Below are 16121 nucleotides of genomic sequence, written 5' to 3'. Positions count from 1 at the left end.
AACCGCGTCAGACAAGCCTTGCCGCAGTTTTGGCGCGTTGAACTTTTTTTGCATCATGAGGTCGAAAAAAATTCCAGGAAAACTCTTAAAATGACTCAATGGTACAAATTTGAGTGAATTTTTAGCCCAGAAAGTTGTCCTCTGCGATAAGAATCTGCACGAACCGGCCGCATAATAAAGCCCATTGCGTTACCTTCTTCTGCTGCTTCAGTCAGACGCAAATGTTCCTCTTCCGTCAGTTCCTCAGGAAGCCAGCCAATCACGACGCTGTAGTTCCCGGTACGTAATGCCCGAACCATCGACTCGACCGTATCACACGGGGAAAGCTGATTAATCTGCATCACCTTCGCCAGCGGCAGGCCAGCGGACTGCACCCACTCGCGGCTCAGTTTTTGCTGAGGCGTCAGCCAGAGCTGCCAGCGAGACTGTTGGCCGAGCTGCTGTAACAGCGGCAAAAGTAAAAGTTGTGTTAACAGCGGCTGGTCTTCACGGTAAACCACTTCACTGATAAGCCCTGTCGATACACGTCCGCTAGAATTCTGCGCAGTAGTGCCGGCGGCAGAAGAGGAAGGTGTTGAGTGATTTGCATAGCCTGAAGTGTACATGTTCATTCCAGCCCTGTGGTTACTGTATGGATATACAGTAACCCCTGTATGCATAAAGATCAACCTCATTTTCGGAAAGCAACTCGCAAATTTCATCCATTCCCGGTGAACCTGAAAAAATCATCTTGCCCAACGACAATAAGTTGCCTATTTTCCTGCTAACGGATCCGTTAGTAAGAAATGTCGTGGTTAATGTTTGATTTTTAATGGAATTATCATGAAAAAGATATCTTATGAACGGATTTATCAATCCCAGGAATACCTCTCTCCGCTGGGTGAAATTCGTCATCGTGCCCTGTTTGGCGGTTATACCCTGGCCGTGGATGAAGCGGTATTTGCCATGGTGTCTGACGGCGAACTCTACCTTCGCGCCTGTGAGGAGAGTGCAAAGTACTGTGTAAAAAACGCCTCTTCTTTTCTGACGTTAATGAAACGCGGACGTCCGGTTCTGCTTAATTACTACCGCGTGGATGAAGGCCTGTGGCAAGACAGGGAAAAACTGCTTCAGCTCTCCTCTTTTGCGCTGGATGCCGCCAGGAGAGAGCGCTACCAGCGCCATCAGCGTAACCGGCTGAAGGATCTGCCGAACCTGACCTTTCAGATTGAGGTCCTGCTTATGGAGGCGGGCATTACTAATGAAGAGACGCTACGGCAGCTGGGGTCTAAGACAAGCTGGCTGAAAATGCGCTCTAAAAATAAGGGGCTGAGTATCCGGGTATTGTTTGCGCTTGAAGGTGCTATAGAGGGATTGCATGAGGCGGCACTCCCGGCGGAGATTCGCCGGGAGCTTACAGAGTGGTTTAATGCGCTGCCCGAGTCGCAGGGGCATCGTTCCGCCAGGTAGCGATCTGCTGACGCAGTCGACAAATTTCCGGCAGCAAAGCGATAAGCAGGCCAATTTGCTGTAGGACCAGCGGCGCTTTGTTGTCGGTCCCTGGGTCAAGATGGACGATACGCTGCGACAGTTCCTCCAGCGCCTGGTGTACCCGTGGCTCATCCGCGGGCTGATGATGAAGTGCGTCATCAACGTAGCAGACGGCGTCGTCCAGCAGCGCCAGGATACCCGGGTTCGTCAGCCTCTCGCGGTGTGCGCCGAGCGTGGAGATATAGCTGGTGAAGGTATGGTTCAGGCACAGCAGACGGAAGGCCGTTTCCCGCATCTCTGCCGTGGCGCGTGGCTCTGTGGACATATTCGAGACGACGGAAGCCAGTTCGGCATCGGTGTTGTGCGCGTCGCGGCGGGCAATGCGATAGGCCAGACGGTTATCGCGGCCCTGATGGTACTGCTCAAGGATGGCATCCAGGTAGCGGCAGTTGGCGTTCATGGCTCTGTCGGACACGCGCGGTAAGTTACGAAAACGCTAGTCAGGCCAGATAAAGCTCACCGCCGCCCAGGCGATGGCGCAGCCAATCAGGGTGTCGATCACGCGGGGGAGGGCAACTTCAAACCCTTCGCCCAGCAGATTGAAGCAGAGCAGAACCAGCAGCGTAATGAACATGGTGGCGTGGGCGTACTGCACGTTACGGAAGGCAAAGAACAGGACGCCGGTGATAACAATCAGGATCAGCTGCCCTTCTACTGATGGCACAAAATAGAGGACCGGCAGCCCGATGGCGACCCCGACTAATGTCCCGACAATACGCAGCGCGAGGCGATGGCGGGTCGCGTTGTAGTTCGGCTGGCAGACGAACAGGCTGGTCAGCAGGATCCAGTACCCGTGGTGCAGCCCCGTAATCTGAATAAAGGCATAGCCCACGCACAGCACCAGCGACATCCTCACCGCGTGGCGAAAGAGCGCCGATTCGGGCGTAAAGTGGCGGCTGAGGCGCAGCCACATATCGCTGAAGCCGTTCAGGCTGTCGTCGGCAAGCTGGTTTTCCGCGTCATTGCCCGGCAGCGCCAGGGCCTGCTCAGACTCAATGGTGGCCAGCTGCGCATCAATGGCCCGCAGGTTGTTGAGCAAAAAGCCCAGGGCTTTGAACTGTTCCGGCGACGTGCCGCTGGCCTGCACGCGATCGAGCGCCGCATCCAGATGACTGAACGCGCGCTCAAAGCGTGGGTCATGCTGATAGGGCGTACGCAGCAGTATCGATCGGGCAAGCTGCTGGCAGGCCTGTGACTGCATCGACAGCAGGCGCTGGAAGCGGAACATCACGTCGCTGTAGCGAAACTTTTCGCGCAGAGCCGCGTACTGCACATGCGAGGAGCTGGCACGCTCGTGAATATCCTGGGCGGCAAAGTAATAGTGCAGGGTGCGTCGGGTGCCGCGCTGACCGCGATCGCCGCGCAGGCGGGTGAGCAGAGAGGCTTTCGTCTGGTTTAGCGTGGCGACCAGTTGCCCATTTGCCAGCGCCAGATCGTACAGCGGCGCCTGGCTGTCCTCTTCGATATCCGGATCGAACAGCCGGGATTTCAGCTCCAGATAGTGGGCCAGCTGTTCGTAACTGCGGGCAAGGTTGTCCTGCAGGGCGCGAACCGGAAAAATAAGATGCCCGGTTAAGGTGAGCAGGTTATACCAGATTGCGCCCAACAGCAGCAGTACAGGCTGCTGATACCACTGATCGTAAAGGGAGACGCCCAGCATGGTGTAAATGGCAATCAGCAGGGCGCCGAACGCAATGGTGGCATAGCGTTGCCCGAGGCCGCCGAGCAAAATGAATCCGCTGGTGGATACCGTCAGCCCGAGGGCGAACAGCCAGGGCCAGGGAAAAAGCAGCTCCACGGACGCGGAAGCAATAAAGAAGCAGACCAGCGTGATAACCAGGTTACGCAAGCGTCCGGCCAGACGGTCATCGAGATCGGCAAGCGCGCCGGCCACCACCCCAAGCGTGAGAGGGATGGTGAGCTTCACATCGTTCAGCCACCACGGCAGAGCCACGGTGCCGCAGAGGGCGATAAAGATCCTGACGTTATAGAGCCAGTTACTGTTCCACGTATAGCGACGAAGCAGGGGGCTTAGCATGAGAGCGGCCTGTCCTTATTTACTGAAAACGACGACGGGCATTGGCTTCACGCGCGGCTTGCGCCACTTCTACCGGAACAACCCGGCGCCCTACCGGCCACAGGGCGATGGTGGCAATTTTAAAATTAGCGATGCCAACCGGAATGCCGATAATCGTAATGCACTGGGCAATACCGGCGAAGATATGCATCAGACACAGCCACCAGCCGAAGAAGATCAGCCACAGAATATTCAGCAGCGTGCCGCCGGTGTTCATCAGGGCACTTTTTCGTTCCGGCTCCAGCTCATCCACGTGTACGGCTTCATTGCCATACGGAACGAGGGACAGCTTAGTGATTTCCCAGCAGGAGCGCGTCAGCGGCAGGGTGAAGATGAGCACGATGCTCACCAGGGTGGCAAAAAGCCAGGAAAGGGTGGTGGCAAAACCGCCAAGGACAAAATTCAACACATTCAGAACGGTACGCATAAACCCTCATTTCCTTCGATATGATTAACGCCCGCTGATTGTAACGTTTTTTTGGGCTGGAGCACCTTAAAACTGGCGGTTAAACTGTCTGACAAATTATTACCTCGTGGATCCGGCAGGATATGGAACTGAAAGCAACTTCAATGGGCAAACGCCTGGCGCAGCACCCGTACGACAAGGTTGTCCTTCTCAATGCGGGCGTCAAAGTCTCCGGTGAACGCCACGAATACCTTATTCCGTTTAATCAGCTTCTGGCTATTCACTGCAAGCGTGGGCTGGTGTGGGGCGAGCTGGAGTTCGTTCTGCCTGCTGAAAAGGTGGTACGGCTGCACGGGACGGAGTGGGCTGAAACCCAACGCTTCCACCACCATCTGAACACGCGCTGGCAGCAGTGGAGCCAGGAGATGAGCGTGATTGCCGCGCAGGTACTGCAACAGGTGCTGGACGATATAGACCAGAGCCATACCCAGCAGAAGTGGCTGACACGTCAGCAAACCGCCGGGCTTCAGCAAAAGATCGCCGAGGCGCTGACGGCATTACCCTTACCCGTGGCCCGGCTTGAAGAGTTTGATAACTGCCGCGACGCCTGGCGTAAGTGTCAGGCCTGGCTGAGCGATATCGAGAAAAGCCGTCTGGCGCACAATCAGGCCTGGACCGATGCAATGCTCGCGCGCTATGCCGGGTTCTTCAGTACGGTCGAGACATCGCCCCTCAACCCCGCCCAGGCGCGTGCGGTGGTAAACGGCGAGCAGTCGCTGCAGGTGCTGGCAGGTGCCGGGAGCGGCAAAACGTCGGTGCTGGTGGCGCGTGCAGGCTGGCTTCTGACGACGGGCGAGGCGGTTGCCGACCAGATTTTGCTGCTTGCCTTTGGCCGCCAGGCCGCGCAGGAGATGGATGAACGCATCCAGGCGCGTTTGCATACTCAGGATATCTCGGCGCGCACCTTCCACTCCCTCGCCCTGCATATCATTCAGCAGGGCAGTAAAAAGGTGCCCGTAGTCAGCAAGCTGGAGAACGACGCGCAGGCCCGTCAGGCGCTGTTTATAAAAACCTGGCGCCAGCAGTGCAGTGAGAAGAAGGCGCAGGCGAAAGGCTGGCGTCAGTGGCTTGAAGAGGAGCTGAGCTGGGAGGTGCCGGAGGGCAGCTTCTGGCAGGATGAAAAGCTGGCGCGCCGTCTGGGCTCACGGCTCGACCGCTGGGTAAGCCTGATGCGTATGCACGGCGGCTCTCAGGCCGAAATGATTGAAAGCGCGCCGGAGCCAATCCGCGCCCTGTTTTCTAAGCGGGTCAAGCTGATGGCTCCGATGCTGAAAGCCTGGAAAAGCGCGCTGAAAGACGAAAACGCGGTCGATTTTTCAGGGCTGATCCATCAGGCCATCGTCATACTGGAGAAAGGACGCTTCGTCAGCCCGTGGAAACACATTCTGGTGGATGAGTTTCAGGATATCTCACCGCAGCGCGCGGCGCTGCTGTCGGCGCTGCGGGCGCAGAATAAACACACGTCGCTATTTGCCGTGGGGGATGACTGGCAGGCAATCTACCGCTTTAGCGGGGCACAGCTTTCCCTCACGACGGCATTCCACCACTATTTTGGCGAGGGCGATCGCAGCGATCTCGACACCACCTACCGCTTTAACTCGCGCATCGGCGAAATTGCCAACCGGTTTATTCAGCAGAATCCGCACCAGCTGACGAAACCGCTCAACAGCCTGACGCCGGGGGATAAGAAAGCCGTCACGCTGCTGGCGGACGATTGCCTGGAGGCGCTGCTGGATAAGCTGAGCGGCTATGCGAAGCCCGACGAACGCATTCTGGTGCTGGCGCGTTACCACCATCTCAGGCCGACGGCGCTGGATAAGGCGGCGACCCGCTGGCCAAAGCTTCAGCTCGATTTTATGACCATTCACGCCAGCAAAGGGCAGCAGGCCGACTATGCGATCGTTGTCGGGCTTAAGGGTGGGAGCGATGGTTTCCCGGCACCGGCTCGCGAGTCGGTCATGGAGCAGGCGCTGCTGCCTGTGCCAGAGGATTTTCCGGACGCAGAGGAGCGGCGTCTGCTGTACGTGGCGATAACCCGCGCGCGCCATCGCGTGTGGCTGCTGTTCGATAAAGAGGAGCCGTCCGCGTTTGTCGACGTGCTGAAAAGCATTGACGTGCCGGTGGCGAGAAAGCCGTAACGAGCCGCGCAGAACTTTTTGGCCCGGCACGCGCAGCGCTACCGGGCAAATAAGGCTACTTGAGCCTCTCGGCGAGATAACGCGGATAGTCCGGGATCAGGATCTCCACCGGCGCGTTAAACTGCGGCGACTCAATGATGAAATCTGCCGTTGAAAGATTGGTGGCTACCGGAATGTTCCACACCGTCGCCAGACGCAGCAGCGCCTTAACGTCCGGATCGTGCGGAACCGCGTTCAGCGGGTCCCAGAAGAAGATCAGCACGTCAATCTTTCCTTCCGAAATCTGTGCGCCCACCTGCTGATCGCCCCCCATCGGGCCGCTCAGCATGGCGTTCACTTCCAGACCGGTTTCGCGGTGGATCAGGTTGCCGGTTGTCCCCGTAGCCGAAAGGGCATGATTCTGTAACAGAGGCTGATGGCGACGAACCCAATTGAGCAGCATTTGTTTACAGTGATCGTGCGCAACCAGAGCAATGTGCTTGCGCGACGGCAGTGTGCGTGTTGTCAGTTCCATAATCATATCCGTGAGGTTACCTCGCCACACGATGACGGGAACTGACTGATGCTGCAAGAGAAAGGACAAAAAAATGTGGCTCATGACGACGGCTGTCGTTTCGCCCATTTCAGAAAACGGGCGCGCGTGTCCGGATCGGCATTCTGGAACCAGAACCTGAGCCGCTGCTCGGTAAGCGTCTGCGACTGAGGGGGAAGCTCATCCAGCTCTGAAACGCCCGAAAGCAGGGCGCTGTCATCCGCCATCACCGCGGCAAACTGGGGCAGGGAGGCGCGCCTGCTGGCTCTGTTGTAGATCCCTGTATCCGCTTCATAGTCTGTTCCCTTTGGCCTTTTTGTCAGCGCGAGAATATCCAACTGCACCGGGATCGGCACTGCGTTCCCATCCACCAGCTCAACGCGCGGCGAGGCATCGAATGCCAGAGACTCTTTTTTTGTCTCAAGGCGAGGAAGACGAAAATTAACCTGGCTGATGCGCCGGGTATTAAAGCTGACAACCAGCGGAGGCGAAATGTACACCTGCTGTTCACCGTCGGCGAGGCGGATTGTCTTTTCCACCCGCAATACCACCTGATGCGGCCCGTTATCCAGCTCGATACTGTCCGCGCCGCGCAGGAGCGAGCTGGAAACTTTTTTCCCGTCCAGAACCAGCAGGTCAATATCGGCTGAAAGTCTCAGGCTGGTCGCGAAAACGCAAACCGGCATGATTAACGCGATCGCGGTCCAGGCAATGCCGGTTTTCATAGCGGGCTCCCGTAGAAAACATCCTCTGCAAGAATGTATCAAACTTTTTCGATTATCACGTTTACTAACATATAGACATATTCTGCCCTTTTGCCCTCATGCTTCTGCATGGGGCGCGTGGTTGAGATGCCCGCTTTGGCGTACACTTTGAAAAAAACCAGGAGGAAGAGTATGAAAGAGAACGACATTGTCGAGATACTGACGTCCACGCGGACTATCGCGCTGGTCGGGGCGAGCGACAAACCCGATCGCCCAAGCTATCGTGTAATGAAATACCTTCTGGATCAGGGCTATCACGTGATCCCTGTCTCGCCGAAGGTGGCGGGTAAAACGCTGCTGGGACAGCAGGGCTACGCGACGCTCGCGGAAGTGCCGGAGAAAGTGGATATGGTGGACGTTTTCCGCAACTCGGAGGCCGCGTGGGGCGTAGCGCAGGAGGCGATTGCGATTGGGGCGAAAACGCTGTGGATGCAGCTGGGGGTAATCAACGAGCAGGCAGCAGTATTAGCCCGTGATGCCGGGCTGAAGGTAGTTATGGATCGCTGTCCGGCGATCGACATTCCCCGTCTCGGTCTCGCGAAATAAAAAAAGCCCGGTTACGGGCTTTTTTACACCTTTAATTTCGCAGTCTCGGCGCCTGAAGCTGTTTGCGGATGGTCTGAGCAAGCTCGTCCATAGTGGGTTGTTCCGGATGCTCATCCTGCAGTTCACCGCTCAGCTGCGCTTCGGCAAGATAGGTATGGACGGGCTGACCGTCGTCGCCCTCCATCACCACGTGATACCAGGGCGCGGCGCGAAGCTCTGCGTTCACCGCCAGCTCGTCCGCTGACGGTTCATCAAGGGAATATTCCGGGTCGATATCCACGACCACCCCCAAATATCCAAGCAAGGTGTGGCGGACCTGCTGGCCGATACCGAATTTGCTGGCAATCATAGTCACCTCCCGGGAAACATTACATACACACTATGTGCGGGCAATATTTCTCATTTCAAGTTACATGACGCGACAGGCAAACCCTTTCAGATACAGCCCTTCCGGGTAGGTAGCGATCACCGGGTGATCGGCGGCCTGACGGAACTGCTCTATAAATTGTACATCACGACCAGCATCTATAGCGGCATCGGCGATGATTTTTTGGAATAAATCGGTGGTCATCAGGCCAGAGCAGGAGAACGTCAGCAGCACGCCGCCCGGGTTCAGCAGCTGGATCGCCAGCATGTTGATGTCTTTATAGCCACGGCAGGCGCCCATCAGCTGACTTTTATTCTCCACGAACTTCGGCGGGTCCATCACGATGACGTCAAATTTTTCGCCCTGGTCGCGGTATTTACGCAGCAGTTTGAATACGTCGTCGCGAACAAATTCCGCTTTGCTCAGGTCCAGCCCGTTCAGCTCGACGTTCTGTTTCGCCACATCCAGCGCTTCCTGCGAGGTGTCGACGCTGACAACCTGGGCACAGCCGCCCATCAGTGCAGAGACCGCGAAGCCGCCGGTATAGGAGAAGCAGTTCAGCACGCGCTTATCGGCAACATACTGGCGGGTTGCCAGACGGCTATCGCGCTGATCGAGGTAATAGCCGGTCTTATGACCGCCCTGGATATCCACCAGCAGCTTCATGCCGTGTTCTTCGATAGGCAGCAGGGCAGGCGGTAGTTCACCGGTTACCGGGCCTTGCGTCAGCTCCATGCCCTCTTTTTTACGCACCGCCACGTCGCTGCGGTCGTAAATAGCACAGTCCGGGTACAGCGTTTGCAGCGCGCTAATCAGCGCGGCACGCTGATACTCCGCCCCGGCGCTTAACAGTTGCAGCACCAGGAAGTTGCCGAAGCGGTCAATGGTGACCCCCGGCAGGCCGTCGGACTCACCGGCGATCAGACGGTAGCTGTCCAGCCCGTCACGTTTTGCCAGCCACTCACGCCACTGCTGCGCCTGCTGCAGGCGGCGGACAAAGAAGTCGATGTCGATGGTTTCGTCTTTATCGAACGTCCAGACGCGGGCGCGGATCTGGGATGCAGGCGAGTATGCGCCGCGCGCTAACCACTTCCCCTGATGGTCAACGATATCGATGGTTTCACCGAGGCTGGCTTTACCTTCCATTCGGGCAACCGCGCCGGAAAAGACCCAGGGATGACGGCGCAGTAATGACTTCTCGCGCCCTTTGGCTAACACTAAACGTACGCTCATAATTTGCTATTCTGTCGATTCAAGAAAATGGCCGCCATTTTCCCGACTTCAGTGAGGAAATGCAACGCGCCAGTCGGATAAGGAGAAGGATGATGTCAAATGTTTGCACCATAGCCTGGGTCCACGGCCTCGTGCAGGGCGTTGGGTTCCGCTACAGCACCCAGCGTGAAGCCCTTCAGCTCGGGCTTACGGGGTATGCCCGTAACATGGATGACGGCAGCGTGGAAGTTGTCGCCTGCGGTGAGGCGGATAGGGTAGAGAAGCTTGTGGCGTGGCTGAAAGCGGGCGGGCCGCGAAGCGCGCGGGTTGATAAGGTCTTAACGGAACCGCATCAACCCGGCCGGGAATACGCTGACTTCAGTATTCGCTATTAAATGCATTTTACCGGTTTTGGCAGGCCGGCAATTTTGGTCGCCTGTTTTGCCGGGCCTTTCGGGAACAGGCGATACAGATAGCGGCTGTTGCCTTTCTCCTCGCCAAATTTGTTCGCCATGGCTTTGACCAGCATGCGGATGGCCGGAGAGGTGTTGAATTCAAGGTAAAACTCGCGCACAAAGCGCACCACTTCCCAGTGTTCCGGGGAGAGAGTAATCCCTTCGTTTTCCGCAATTTTCTCCGCCAGCGCTTCGCTCCACTGGCTGCTCTCTTTCAGATAACCATCGTTATCGGTTTCGATCTTTTTGCCTTCAAAACTCAACATAATCATTCACGCGTTAGTCAAATACCGCAGCAGTTTACCAAAAAAACAAAGCCCCGCATAAGCGGGGCTTTTTTCACAGCACGGTGAGTTAATCGCGGCTGGCGAAGCCCAGGATGCTCAGCAGGCTGACGAAAATGTTGTACAGCGACACGTACAGGCTCACGGTCGCGCGGATGTAGTTCGTCTCACCGCCGTGAATGATGTTGCTGGTTTCATACAGGATGGCGCCAGATGAAATCAGGATAAACACCGCGCTGATTGCCAGGTGCAGAGCAGGCAATTGCAGGAAGATGTTTGCCAGCATACCCACCAGCACAATCACGATACCCGCCATCAGCATGCCGCCGAGGAAGGACATGTCCTTACGGGTGGTCAGCACGTAGGCCGAGCAGCAGAAGAACACCAGCGCGGTACCGCCCAGCGCCATACCGATCACATCACCCATGCCGGCAGACAGATACGCGTTCAGGATTGGCCCCAGGATGTACCCCAGGAAGCCCGTAAAGGCGAACGCGGACAGAATACCCACCGGTTTGTCGGCGGTTTTGTAGGTCAGGAACATCAGACCATACATACCCACCAGCGTCAGGATCAGGCCCGGAGACGGCAGCATCAGCACGGTGCTGGCCGTGGCGGTAATGGCCGAAAACGCCAGCGTCAGGCTGAGCATAAAATAGGTATTGCGCAGCACCTTGTGGGTGCTGAGTAGCGATGTGCGGTCGCGTGAGGAAGTAATTATACGATCCATGAGTCACTCTCTTATGACAGATGTAATTAACGGAAAGAATAGGAAACGGCGCGGCAGTCTCAAAGTGGTTTTACCCATCTTTACTCAGCCCCTTAGGGTTTGTGCCGGTTTTTTCTTCTGATAAAGCCCATTTCTTCAGAAGGAAGCACGGTTTGCCTGGCGTATTCAGATCAACCTCTTATAGGTTACTGAAAAATATTGCGTTATTTCACTAAGGCCGCTAAGAGTTATTTCCGGATCGTCATAAAAACAGACAATAAGGCGAAGGAAATGAAACCACAAACGCGCACACACGCTGCACTCTCACTGATAACCGCGGGGATCCTGAGCGCCAGCACGGCCGCCTGGGCCGCTAGCGTACCGGCAGGAACCCAGCTGGCAGAGAAGCAGGAGCTGGTCAGGAATAACGGAAGTGAACCCGCTTCCCTCGACCCGCATAAAGTCGAAAGCGATGTCGAATTCAATATTATCAGCGATTTATTCGACGGGCTGGTCAGCGTCTCCCCGGCAGGGGAAATCCAGCCGCGCCTGGCGGAGAAATGGGAAAATAAAGATAACACCGTCTGGACCTTCCATCTTCGCCCGGGCATTACCTGGAGCGATGGAAGCGCCATCACCGCGGAAGATATCGTCTGGAGCTGGCAGCGGCTGGTGGACCCGAAAACCGCCTCACCGTATGCCAGCTATCCCGGCAGCATGCGTATCGTTAACGGCGCCGATATTGCCGAAGGCAAAAAAGCGCCCGCGTTGCTGGGGGTAAAAGCCATCAATGACAGCACGCTGGAAGTCACGCTCACGCAGCCGAATGCCGCCTTCCTGGCGATGCTGGCACACCCGTCTCTGGTGCCGATAGATAAGGTCCTGGTAGGTCGTTTCGACGATAAATGGACCAAACCGGAACACATCGTCAGCAGCGGTGCCTATAAGCTGTCGACGTGGGTGGTTAACGAACGCATTGTGGCGGAGCGTAACCCGCGCTACTGGGATAATGCTCATACCGTGATCAACAGGGTGACATATCTGCCTGTTTCCTCCGAGGCGGCTGATGTGAACCGCTATAAAGCGGGAGAAATCGATATTGTCTACACGGTGCCAGTAAACCAGTTCGCCCGGCTTAAGAAAACGCTGGGCAGCCAGCTGGACGTCTCCCCGCAGCTTGCCACCTACTATTATGAATTCAACACCAGCCGCGCGCCGTTCAACGATGCGCGCGTGCGAAAGGCGCTCAATATGGCGCTCGATAAAGACATCATTGCAGATAAAGTGATGGGGCAGGGGCAGCGCCCGGCGTGGCTTATCAGTCAGCCGGACATTGGTGGCGTTAAGTTACAGAACCCGGACTACGCCAGCTGGCCGCGGGACAAACGTATTGCCGAGGCGAAAAAACTGCTCGAAGAGGCCGGATATAGCGCCAGCCATCCACTGAGTTTTAATCTGCTGTATAACACCTCTGAAACACACCAGCGTATCGCCATTGCCGCCAGCTCGATGTGGAAAAAGAACCTCGGCGTGGAGGCGAAGCTGCAAAATCAGGAGTGGAAAACCATGCTTGATACCATGCACACCCATAATTTTGACGCGGTGCGCTACGCCTGGATTGCCGATTACGATGACGCCTCCACTTTCCTGAATAACTTCCGTACCGGGGATAGCCAAAACACCACGCAGTACAGCAATCCTGAGTACGACCAGGCGCTGGCGAATGCGGCGAAATCAAAAACGCCGCAAGAGCGCGGAAAGTTTTATCAGCAGGCAGAGGATCTGCTGGGGCGTGACGTGCCGGCGATCCCCGTCTATCACTACGTTCGCACGCACCTTGTGAAGCCGTGGGTAGGGGGATTCACCCCGGACAAGCTCGGGTATTACTACACGAAAGATATGTACATCAAAAAGCACTAAACCTCGGTGGTGGATTTTATGCTGGCAAAATCGCCAATATGTCGTCTATTCAACCGATTAAACGCAATTTGGCTATTTTTAAAGCGAACGAATGCGCGTGCTCTTTACAGCGCGCGGTGAGGTGTTTATAGTTCGCCTCACTTAGGAAGCGTGGCCGAGCGGTTGAAGGCACCGGTCTTGAAAACCGGCGACCCGAAAGGGTTCTAGAGTTCGAATCTCTACGCTTCCGCCAAATTCGAAAACCCTGCGATAGCAATATCGCAGGGTTTTTTGCTTCTGTTCTACGCCATCCCTCCCATGCTGTAGCCGATCGTGATCCCGGCGTCTGCCCTGTAGACGTTCGCCTTGACGCACCAGGTTTTCTCGATGTTCTCCGCGGTGAGCACCTCCGGGGGGCGCGCCGGTGGCCGATACGCGCCCGGCCTTCAGAAGGATCAGCCGCTGGCAGTAGTTGGCCGCCAGATTAAGATCGTGCAGGGCCACCACCACCGTGAGCGGCAGGTGCGAAATAAGCCGCATCAGCTCCAGCTGGTGCTGAATGTCCAGGTGGTTTGTCGGCTCATCGAGCAGCAATACCCGGGGCCGCTGCGCCAGCGCACGCGCAATCTGGCTTCGCTGACGTTCCCCGCCGGACAAATGCTGCCAGCGCCGCTGGCGTAATCCGCCTAGCTGCATCAGGCTTATCGCCTCTTCAACCGCCGCATCATCATCGCGCGTGCTTCTTTGAAACGCCTTCCGGTAAGGCGTTCGCCCCAGCCGTACGATATCCTCTACGGTCAGTTCTCCCTCGACGTCGGCATGTTGCGGGACGAATGCCAGGTGCCGCGCGCGCGTTTTTAACGGCATTACGCTAAGCGACGTGCCGTTAAGCGCAACGCGTTCACCGAGGTGCGGAAACAGCCCGGCAAGACAGCGTAGCAGCGTTGATTTGCCCGAGCCGTTTGGCCCTAGCAGGCCGACAATCTGTCCGGACGGCAGGTCGAGGTTGATATTCTCAAGCACCGTCAGTGCTTGTCGGGTTACGCTTAACCCGGAGACGGAAATATTCATAAATGCTCCTTCCGGTTTTGATAAAGCAGCGCCACAAAGACAGGCGCGCCCACCAGCGCAGTCACCACCCCGATGGGCAGAACCTGGTGCACGATCAGCGTGCGTGACACGATATCGGCCAGGATCATAAAGTGCGCGCCGATAAGAAACGTCAGCGGAATAGCGCGACGATGGCCCGGGCCGCTTAGCATGCGCGTCACGTGGGGAATGACCAGCCCCACAAACCCCACTGCGCCTATGGCGCTTACCAGGGTTGCAGTGACGAACGCGCAGGTCAGCAACAGGGCAATACGCACGGCGGCCACCGGGATCCCGAGGGTGGTGGAGACCTCATCTCCGAAGGTGAAGGTGTCCAGCGCCCGCGCAAAGAGGCAGACCACCAGCAGGCCCGTCACCGTCACGGCCAGCGCCAGCAGCGCGTCAGGCCAGCGGACGCCGCTCAGGCTGCCCATTAACCAGAACATAACGCTGCGCGACTGCTCGGCGTTGGCGGAGGTGCTGACGACGTACGCGGTCATCGCGTTGAAGAGCTGCGTGCCCGCGATGCCTGCCAGCAAAATGCGCGACGGGCTTTCGCTCATGCCGTTGGTAATCAGCATGATGAGCGCAAAAGCGGCACAGGCGCCGACAAACGCGCCGCTGCTCACGCCAATGACGCTCCCGCCGATGCCGAGAAGCATCACGCAGACGGCCCCCAGCGAGGCGCCTGCGGAAATGCCCAGCAGATAGGGTTCAGCCAGGGGGTTACGCAGTATCGACTGGAGCACCAGCCCGCACAGCGCCAGACCGCCGCCGCTGCAGGCGGCCATCAGCGCCCGGCTCATGCGGTACTGCCAGACGATGCCTTCCTCCGGCTGGGGCAGGTGATATGACGTCAGCCCCAGCCCGTTCAGAATCGCTTTTCCGGTAACGGCATACGATACCGGCATATCGCCGATACTCGCGGCAAAGACCAGCATCAGCGGCAGCGCCACGGCGCCTGCCGCAAGCGCCACCTGCTGGCGGCGGGAAGAGGAGAAATGGCGCATTATTCGCCCCGGAATGAAGCAAGCCGGTCGCTGATAAGCTCAACCGCATCGACGTTACGCAGCGACGGGTTTAACGACATGGCGGGCACCACGATAATCTGGTTATTCCTGACTGCGGGAATGTTCCGGGTTACCGGATCGCGTCGTAAAAAGGCCTCCTTTACCGCAACGTCATCGGCGGGGTAGAGCCTGCGCGACATCTGCGCGATGACGATAACGTCAGGCTGCATTTGGGCAATATGTTCCCAGGTGACGGCGGGCCATTCGTCGCGGGAGTCAATCACGTTCTTTAACCCCAGCGTGCGGCTTATCCAGCCGGGCGCGCCGTAGCTCCCCGCCACCCAGGGATCGCCGTTCAGGCGGCTGCTTGAAAACCAGAATACGACCTTGAGCGGCCTGGCCGAAACGCGCGCCTGCGCTTTCTCAATACGCGCCGTCAGCGCGCGGTTGAGCTGCTCGCCCCGCGCGGAAACGTCAAAGATGGCGGCCAGTTCCGTGACTTCGCGCGTTATTTCCGCCAGTGAAAACGGCGCGCTCCGCGCTCCGTCGGCGTTTGTGGTTTCCGTCACCGTTTTGTCCGTGCAGTCGGCGGGGGAGATCCACGTCTTAATTCCCAGCGACGCAAACTGCTCGCGTGTTCCCACCTCGCCCTGCGGGCCAATGTGCCAGTGGTACTGGGCGAGAACGAGCTCCGGTTTTTGCCCCACGACGGCTTCGAAGGAGGGCGAATTGTCGGCAAGCCGGGGGATTTTTTTTCCGGCATCGGCCAGCGAGTCCGGAAGCTGACCAAACCAGACCGACGTTGCGGCGACGGATTTTTCCAGCCCCAGCGCGAGCAGCAGTTCCGTTTCATGCTGGCCCACGGTAACGACGCGCTGCGGCGCCTGCGTAAAGGTCTGCTTTACCCCGCAATTTTCAATCGTCAGCGGGTAGGCGGTTGCGGCAAAAGCGGCAGGCGTCACGGTGAGTAATGCAGAAAGAAATAACCCTGTTTTTGATAACATAAAACCCAATCCCAAAATGTTATGTTATAACATAATACA

The 16121-nt window shown here is 57.2% G+C and carries 16 protein-coding genes, 1 tRNA gene and 2 pseudogenes; 7 read left to right on the top strand and 12 right to left on the bottom strand.

The genetic code is table 11. The features are described from left to right. Nucleotides 1-95 precede the first annotated feature (95 nt). The gene (gene sulA / locus HWQ14_RS19505; protein ID WP_176610707.1) at nt 96-605 is read right to left on the bottom strand and encodes an SOS-induced cell division inhibitor SulA; all 510 of its coding nucleotides are present in this window, start codon (nt 603-605) and stop codon (nt 96-98) included. 217 nt (nt 606-822) lie between these two features. Between sulA and HWQ14_RS19500 the strand changes: the two genes are divergently transcribed. After that, the gene (locus HWQ14_RS19500) at nt 823-1449 is read left to right on the top strand and encodes a TfoX/Sxy family DNA transformation protein (protein ID WP_176610706.1); all 627 of its coding nucleotides are present in this window, start codon (nt 823-825) and stop codon (nt 1447-1449) included. Here HWQ14_RS19500 and yccS read toward each other — a convergent pair. Both yccS and HWQ14_RS19490 read right to left on the bottom strand, forming a co-directional pair. Then, nucleotides 1406-3568: pseudogene (gene yccS / locus HWQ14_RS19495) on the bottom strand (YccS family putative transporter). The gene HWQ14_RS19500 and the pseudogene yccS overlap by 44 nt on opposite strands. Nucleotides 3569-3587: 19 nt before the next feature. After that, a complete protein-coding gene (locus HWQ14_RS19490) occupies nt 3588-4034 on the bottom strand; it encodes a YccF domain-containing protein (RefSeq protein WP_148420978.1) in 447 nt (148 codons plus the stop codon). A gap of 122 nt (nt 4035-4156) precedes the next feature. Here HWQ14_RS19490 and helD point away from each other — a divergent pair, with 122 nt between their 5' ends. Further along, complete coding sequence (gene helD / locus HWQ14_RS19485; protein ID WP_176610705.1) at nt 4157-6211, top strand: DNA helicase IV; 2055 nt, start codon at nt 4157-4159, stop codon at nt 6209-6211. A 55-nt stretch (nt 6212-6266) separates the two neighbouring features. Here helD and mgsA read toward each other — a convergent pair whose 3' ends face one another. Together mgsA and csgI are read right to left on the bottom strand one after the other, a co-directional pair. Further along, nucleotides 6267-6725, bottom strand: a complete 459-nt coding sequence (gene mgsA, locus HWQ14_RS19480) for a methylglyoxal synthase (protein WP_176610704.1) — start codon at nt 6723-6725, stop codon at nt 6267-6269. A gap of 80 nt (nt 6726-6805) precedes the next feature. Further along, a complete protein-coding gene (gene csgI / locus HWQ14_RS19475) occupies nt 6806-7468 on the bottom strand; it encodes a curli synthesis inhibitor (RefSeq protein WP_176610703.1) in 663 nt (220 codons plus the stop codon). Nucleotides 7469-7639: 171 nt separating this feature from the next. On the opposite strand from csgI, the gene HWQ14_RS19470 reads away from it, so the two are divergent. Then, entirely contained in the window at nt 7640-8053 is a 414-nt protein-coding gene (locus HWQ14_RS19470) for a CoA-binding protein (protein WP_148420970.1), read from the top strand. Nucleotides 8054-8084: 31 nt separating this feature from the next. Here the strand turns inward: HWQ14_RS19470 and hspQ are convergent, their stop codons facing one another. Together hspQ and rlmI are read right to left on the bottom strand one after the other, a co-directional pair. Continuing rightward, nucleotides 8085-8402, bottom strand: a complete 318-nt coding sequence (hspQ, locus tag HWQ14_RS19465) for a heat shock protein HspQ (protein WP_148420968.1) — start codon at nt 8400-8402, stop codon at nt 8085-8087. 60 nt (nt 8403-8462) lie between these two features. After that, the gene (gene rlmI / locus HWQ14_RS19460) at nt 8463-9653 is read right to left on the bottom strand and encodes a 23S rRNA (cytosine(1962)-C(5))-methyltransferase RlmI (RefSeq protein ID WP_176610702.1); all 1191 of its coding nucleotides are present in this window, start codon (nt 9651-9653) and stop codon (nt 8463-8465) included. Nucleotides 9654-9745: 92 nt separating this feature from the next. Here rlmI and yccX point away from each other — a divergent pair, with 92 nt between their 5' ends. Continuing rightward, entirely contained in the window at nt 9746-10027 is a 282-nt protein-coding gene (gene yccX, locus HWQ14_RS19455) for an acylphosphatase (RefSeq protein ID WP_003858131.1), read from the top strand. On the opposite strand, the gene tusE is transcribed toward yccX, so the two are convergent. Both tusE and yccA read right to left on the bottom strand, forming a co-directional pair. Then, nucleotides 10024-10353 (bottom strand): sulfurtransferase TusE, encoded by a 330-nt coding sequence (gene tusE / locus HWQ14_RS19450; RefSeq protein WP_176610701.1) that lies wholly within the window; start codon nt 10351-10353, stop codon nt 10024-10026. The two genes, yccX and tusE, sit on opposite strands and share 4 nt — an antisense overlap. Nucleotides 10354-10441: 88 nt before the next feature. Further along, nucleotides 10442-11101 carry an FtsH protease modulator YccA gene (yccA, locus tag HWQ14_RS19445; protein ID WP_003858127.1) on the bottom strand — a complete coding sequence of 220 codons (660 nt, stop codon included), beginning with the start codon at nt 11099-11101 and terminating at the stop codon, nt 10442-10444. Nucleotides 11102-11371: 270 nt separating this feature from the next. On the opposite strand from yccA, the gene HWQ14_RS19440 reads away from it, so the two are divergent. The 3 genes from HWQ14_RS19440 (at nt 11372) to HWQ14_RS23395 (ending at nt 13660) form a co-directional block, all read left to right on the top strand. Beyond that, entirely contained in the window at nt 11372-13000 is a 1629-nt protein-coding gene (locus tag HWQ14_RS19440; RefSeq protein ID WP_176610700.1) for an ABC transporter substrate-binding protein, read from the top strand. Nucleotides 13001-13144: 144 nt separating this feature from the next. Then, nucleotides 13145-13232 (top strand) — tRNA-Ser (locus HWQ14_RS19435). Nucleotides 13233-13366: 134 nt separating this feature from the next. After that, the gene (locus tag HWQ14_RS23395; protein WP_245166419.1) at nt 13367-13660 is read left to right on the top strand and encodes a hypothetical protein; all 294 of its coding nucleotides are present in this window, start codon (nt 13367-13369) and stop codon (nt 13658-13660) included. On the opposite strand, the pseudogene HWQ14_RS23390 reads toward HWQ14_RS23395, so the two are convergent. From HWQ14_RS23390 to HWQ14_RS19420, 3 genes and pseudogenes are all read right to left on the bottom strand, one after another. After that, a pseudogene (locus HWQ14_RS23390) lies at nt 13610-14050 on the bottom strand (ABC transporter ATP-binding protein); the annotation flags it as partial. The gene HWQ14_RS23395 and the pseudogene HWQ14_RS23390 overlap by 51 nt on opposite strands. Continuing rightward, on the bottom strand, nt 14047-15078 hold the full coding sequence (locus tag HWQ14_RS19425; protein WP_176610699.1) for a FecCD family ABC transporter permease: 1032 nt from the start codon (nt 15076-15078) through the stop codon (nt 14047-14049). The pseudogene HWQ14_RS23390 and the gene HWQ14_RS19425, both read right to left, overlap by 4 nt. Continuing rightward, on the bottom strand, nt 15078-16082 hold the full coding sequence (locus tag HWQ14_RS19420) for an ABC transporter substrate-binding protein (protein ID WP_176610698.1): 1005 nt from the start codon (nt 16080-16082) through the stop codon (nt 15078-15080). The genes HWQ14_RS19425 and HWQ14_RS19420 overlap by 1 nt, the downstream gene beginning before the upstream one ends. Between the last annotated feature and the right edge of the window lie 39 nt (nt 16083-16121).

Source organism: Enterobacter cloacae (genome assembly GCF_013375935.1).
GTDB lineage: Bacteria > Pseudomonadota > Gammaproteobacteria > Enterobacterales > Enterobacteriaceae > Enterobacter > Enterobacter pasteurii.
This window is presented reverse-complemented; position numbering and strand designations above follow the sequence as displayed.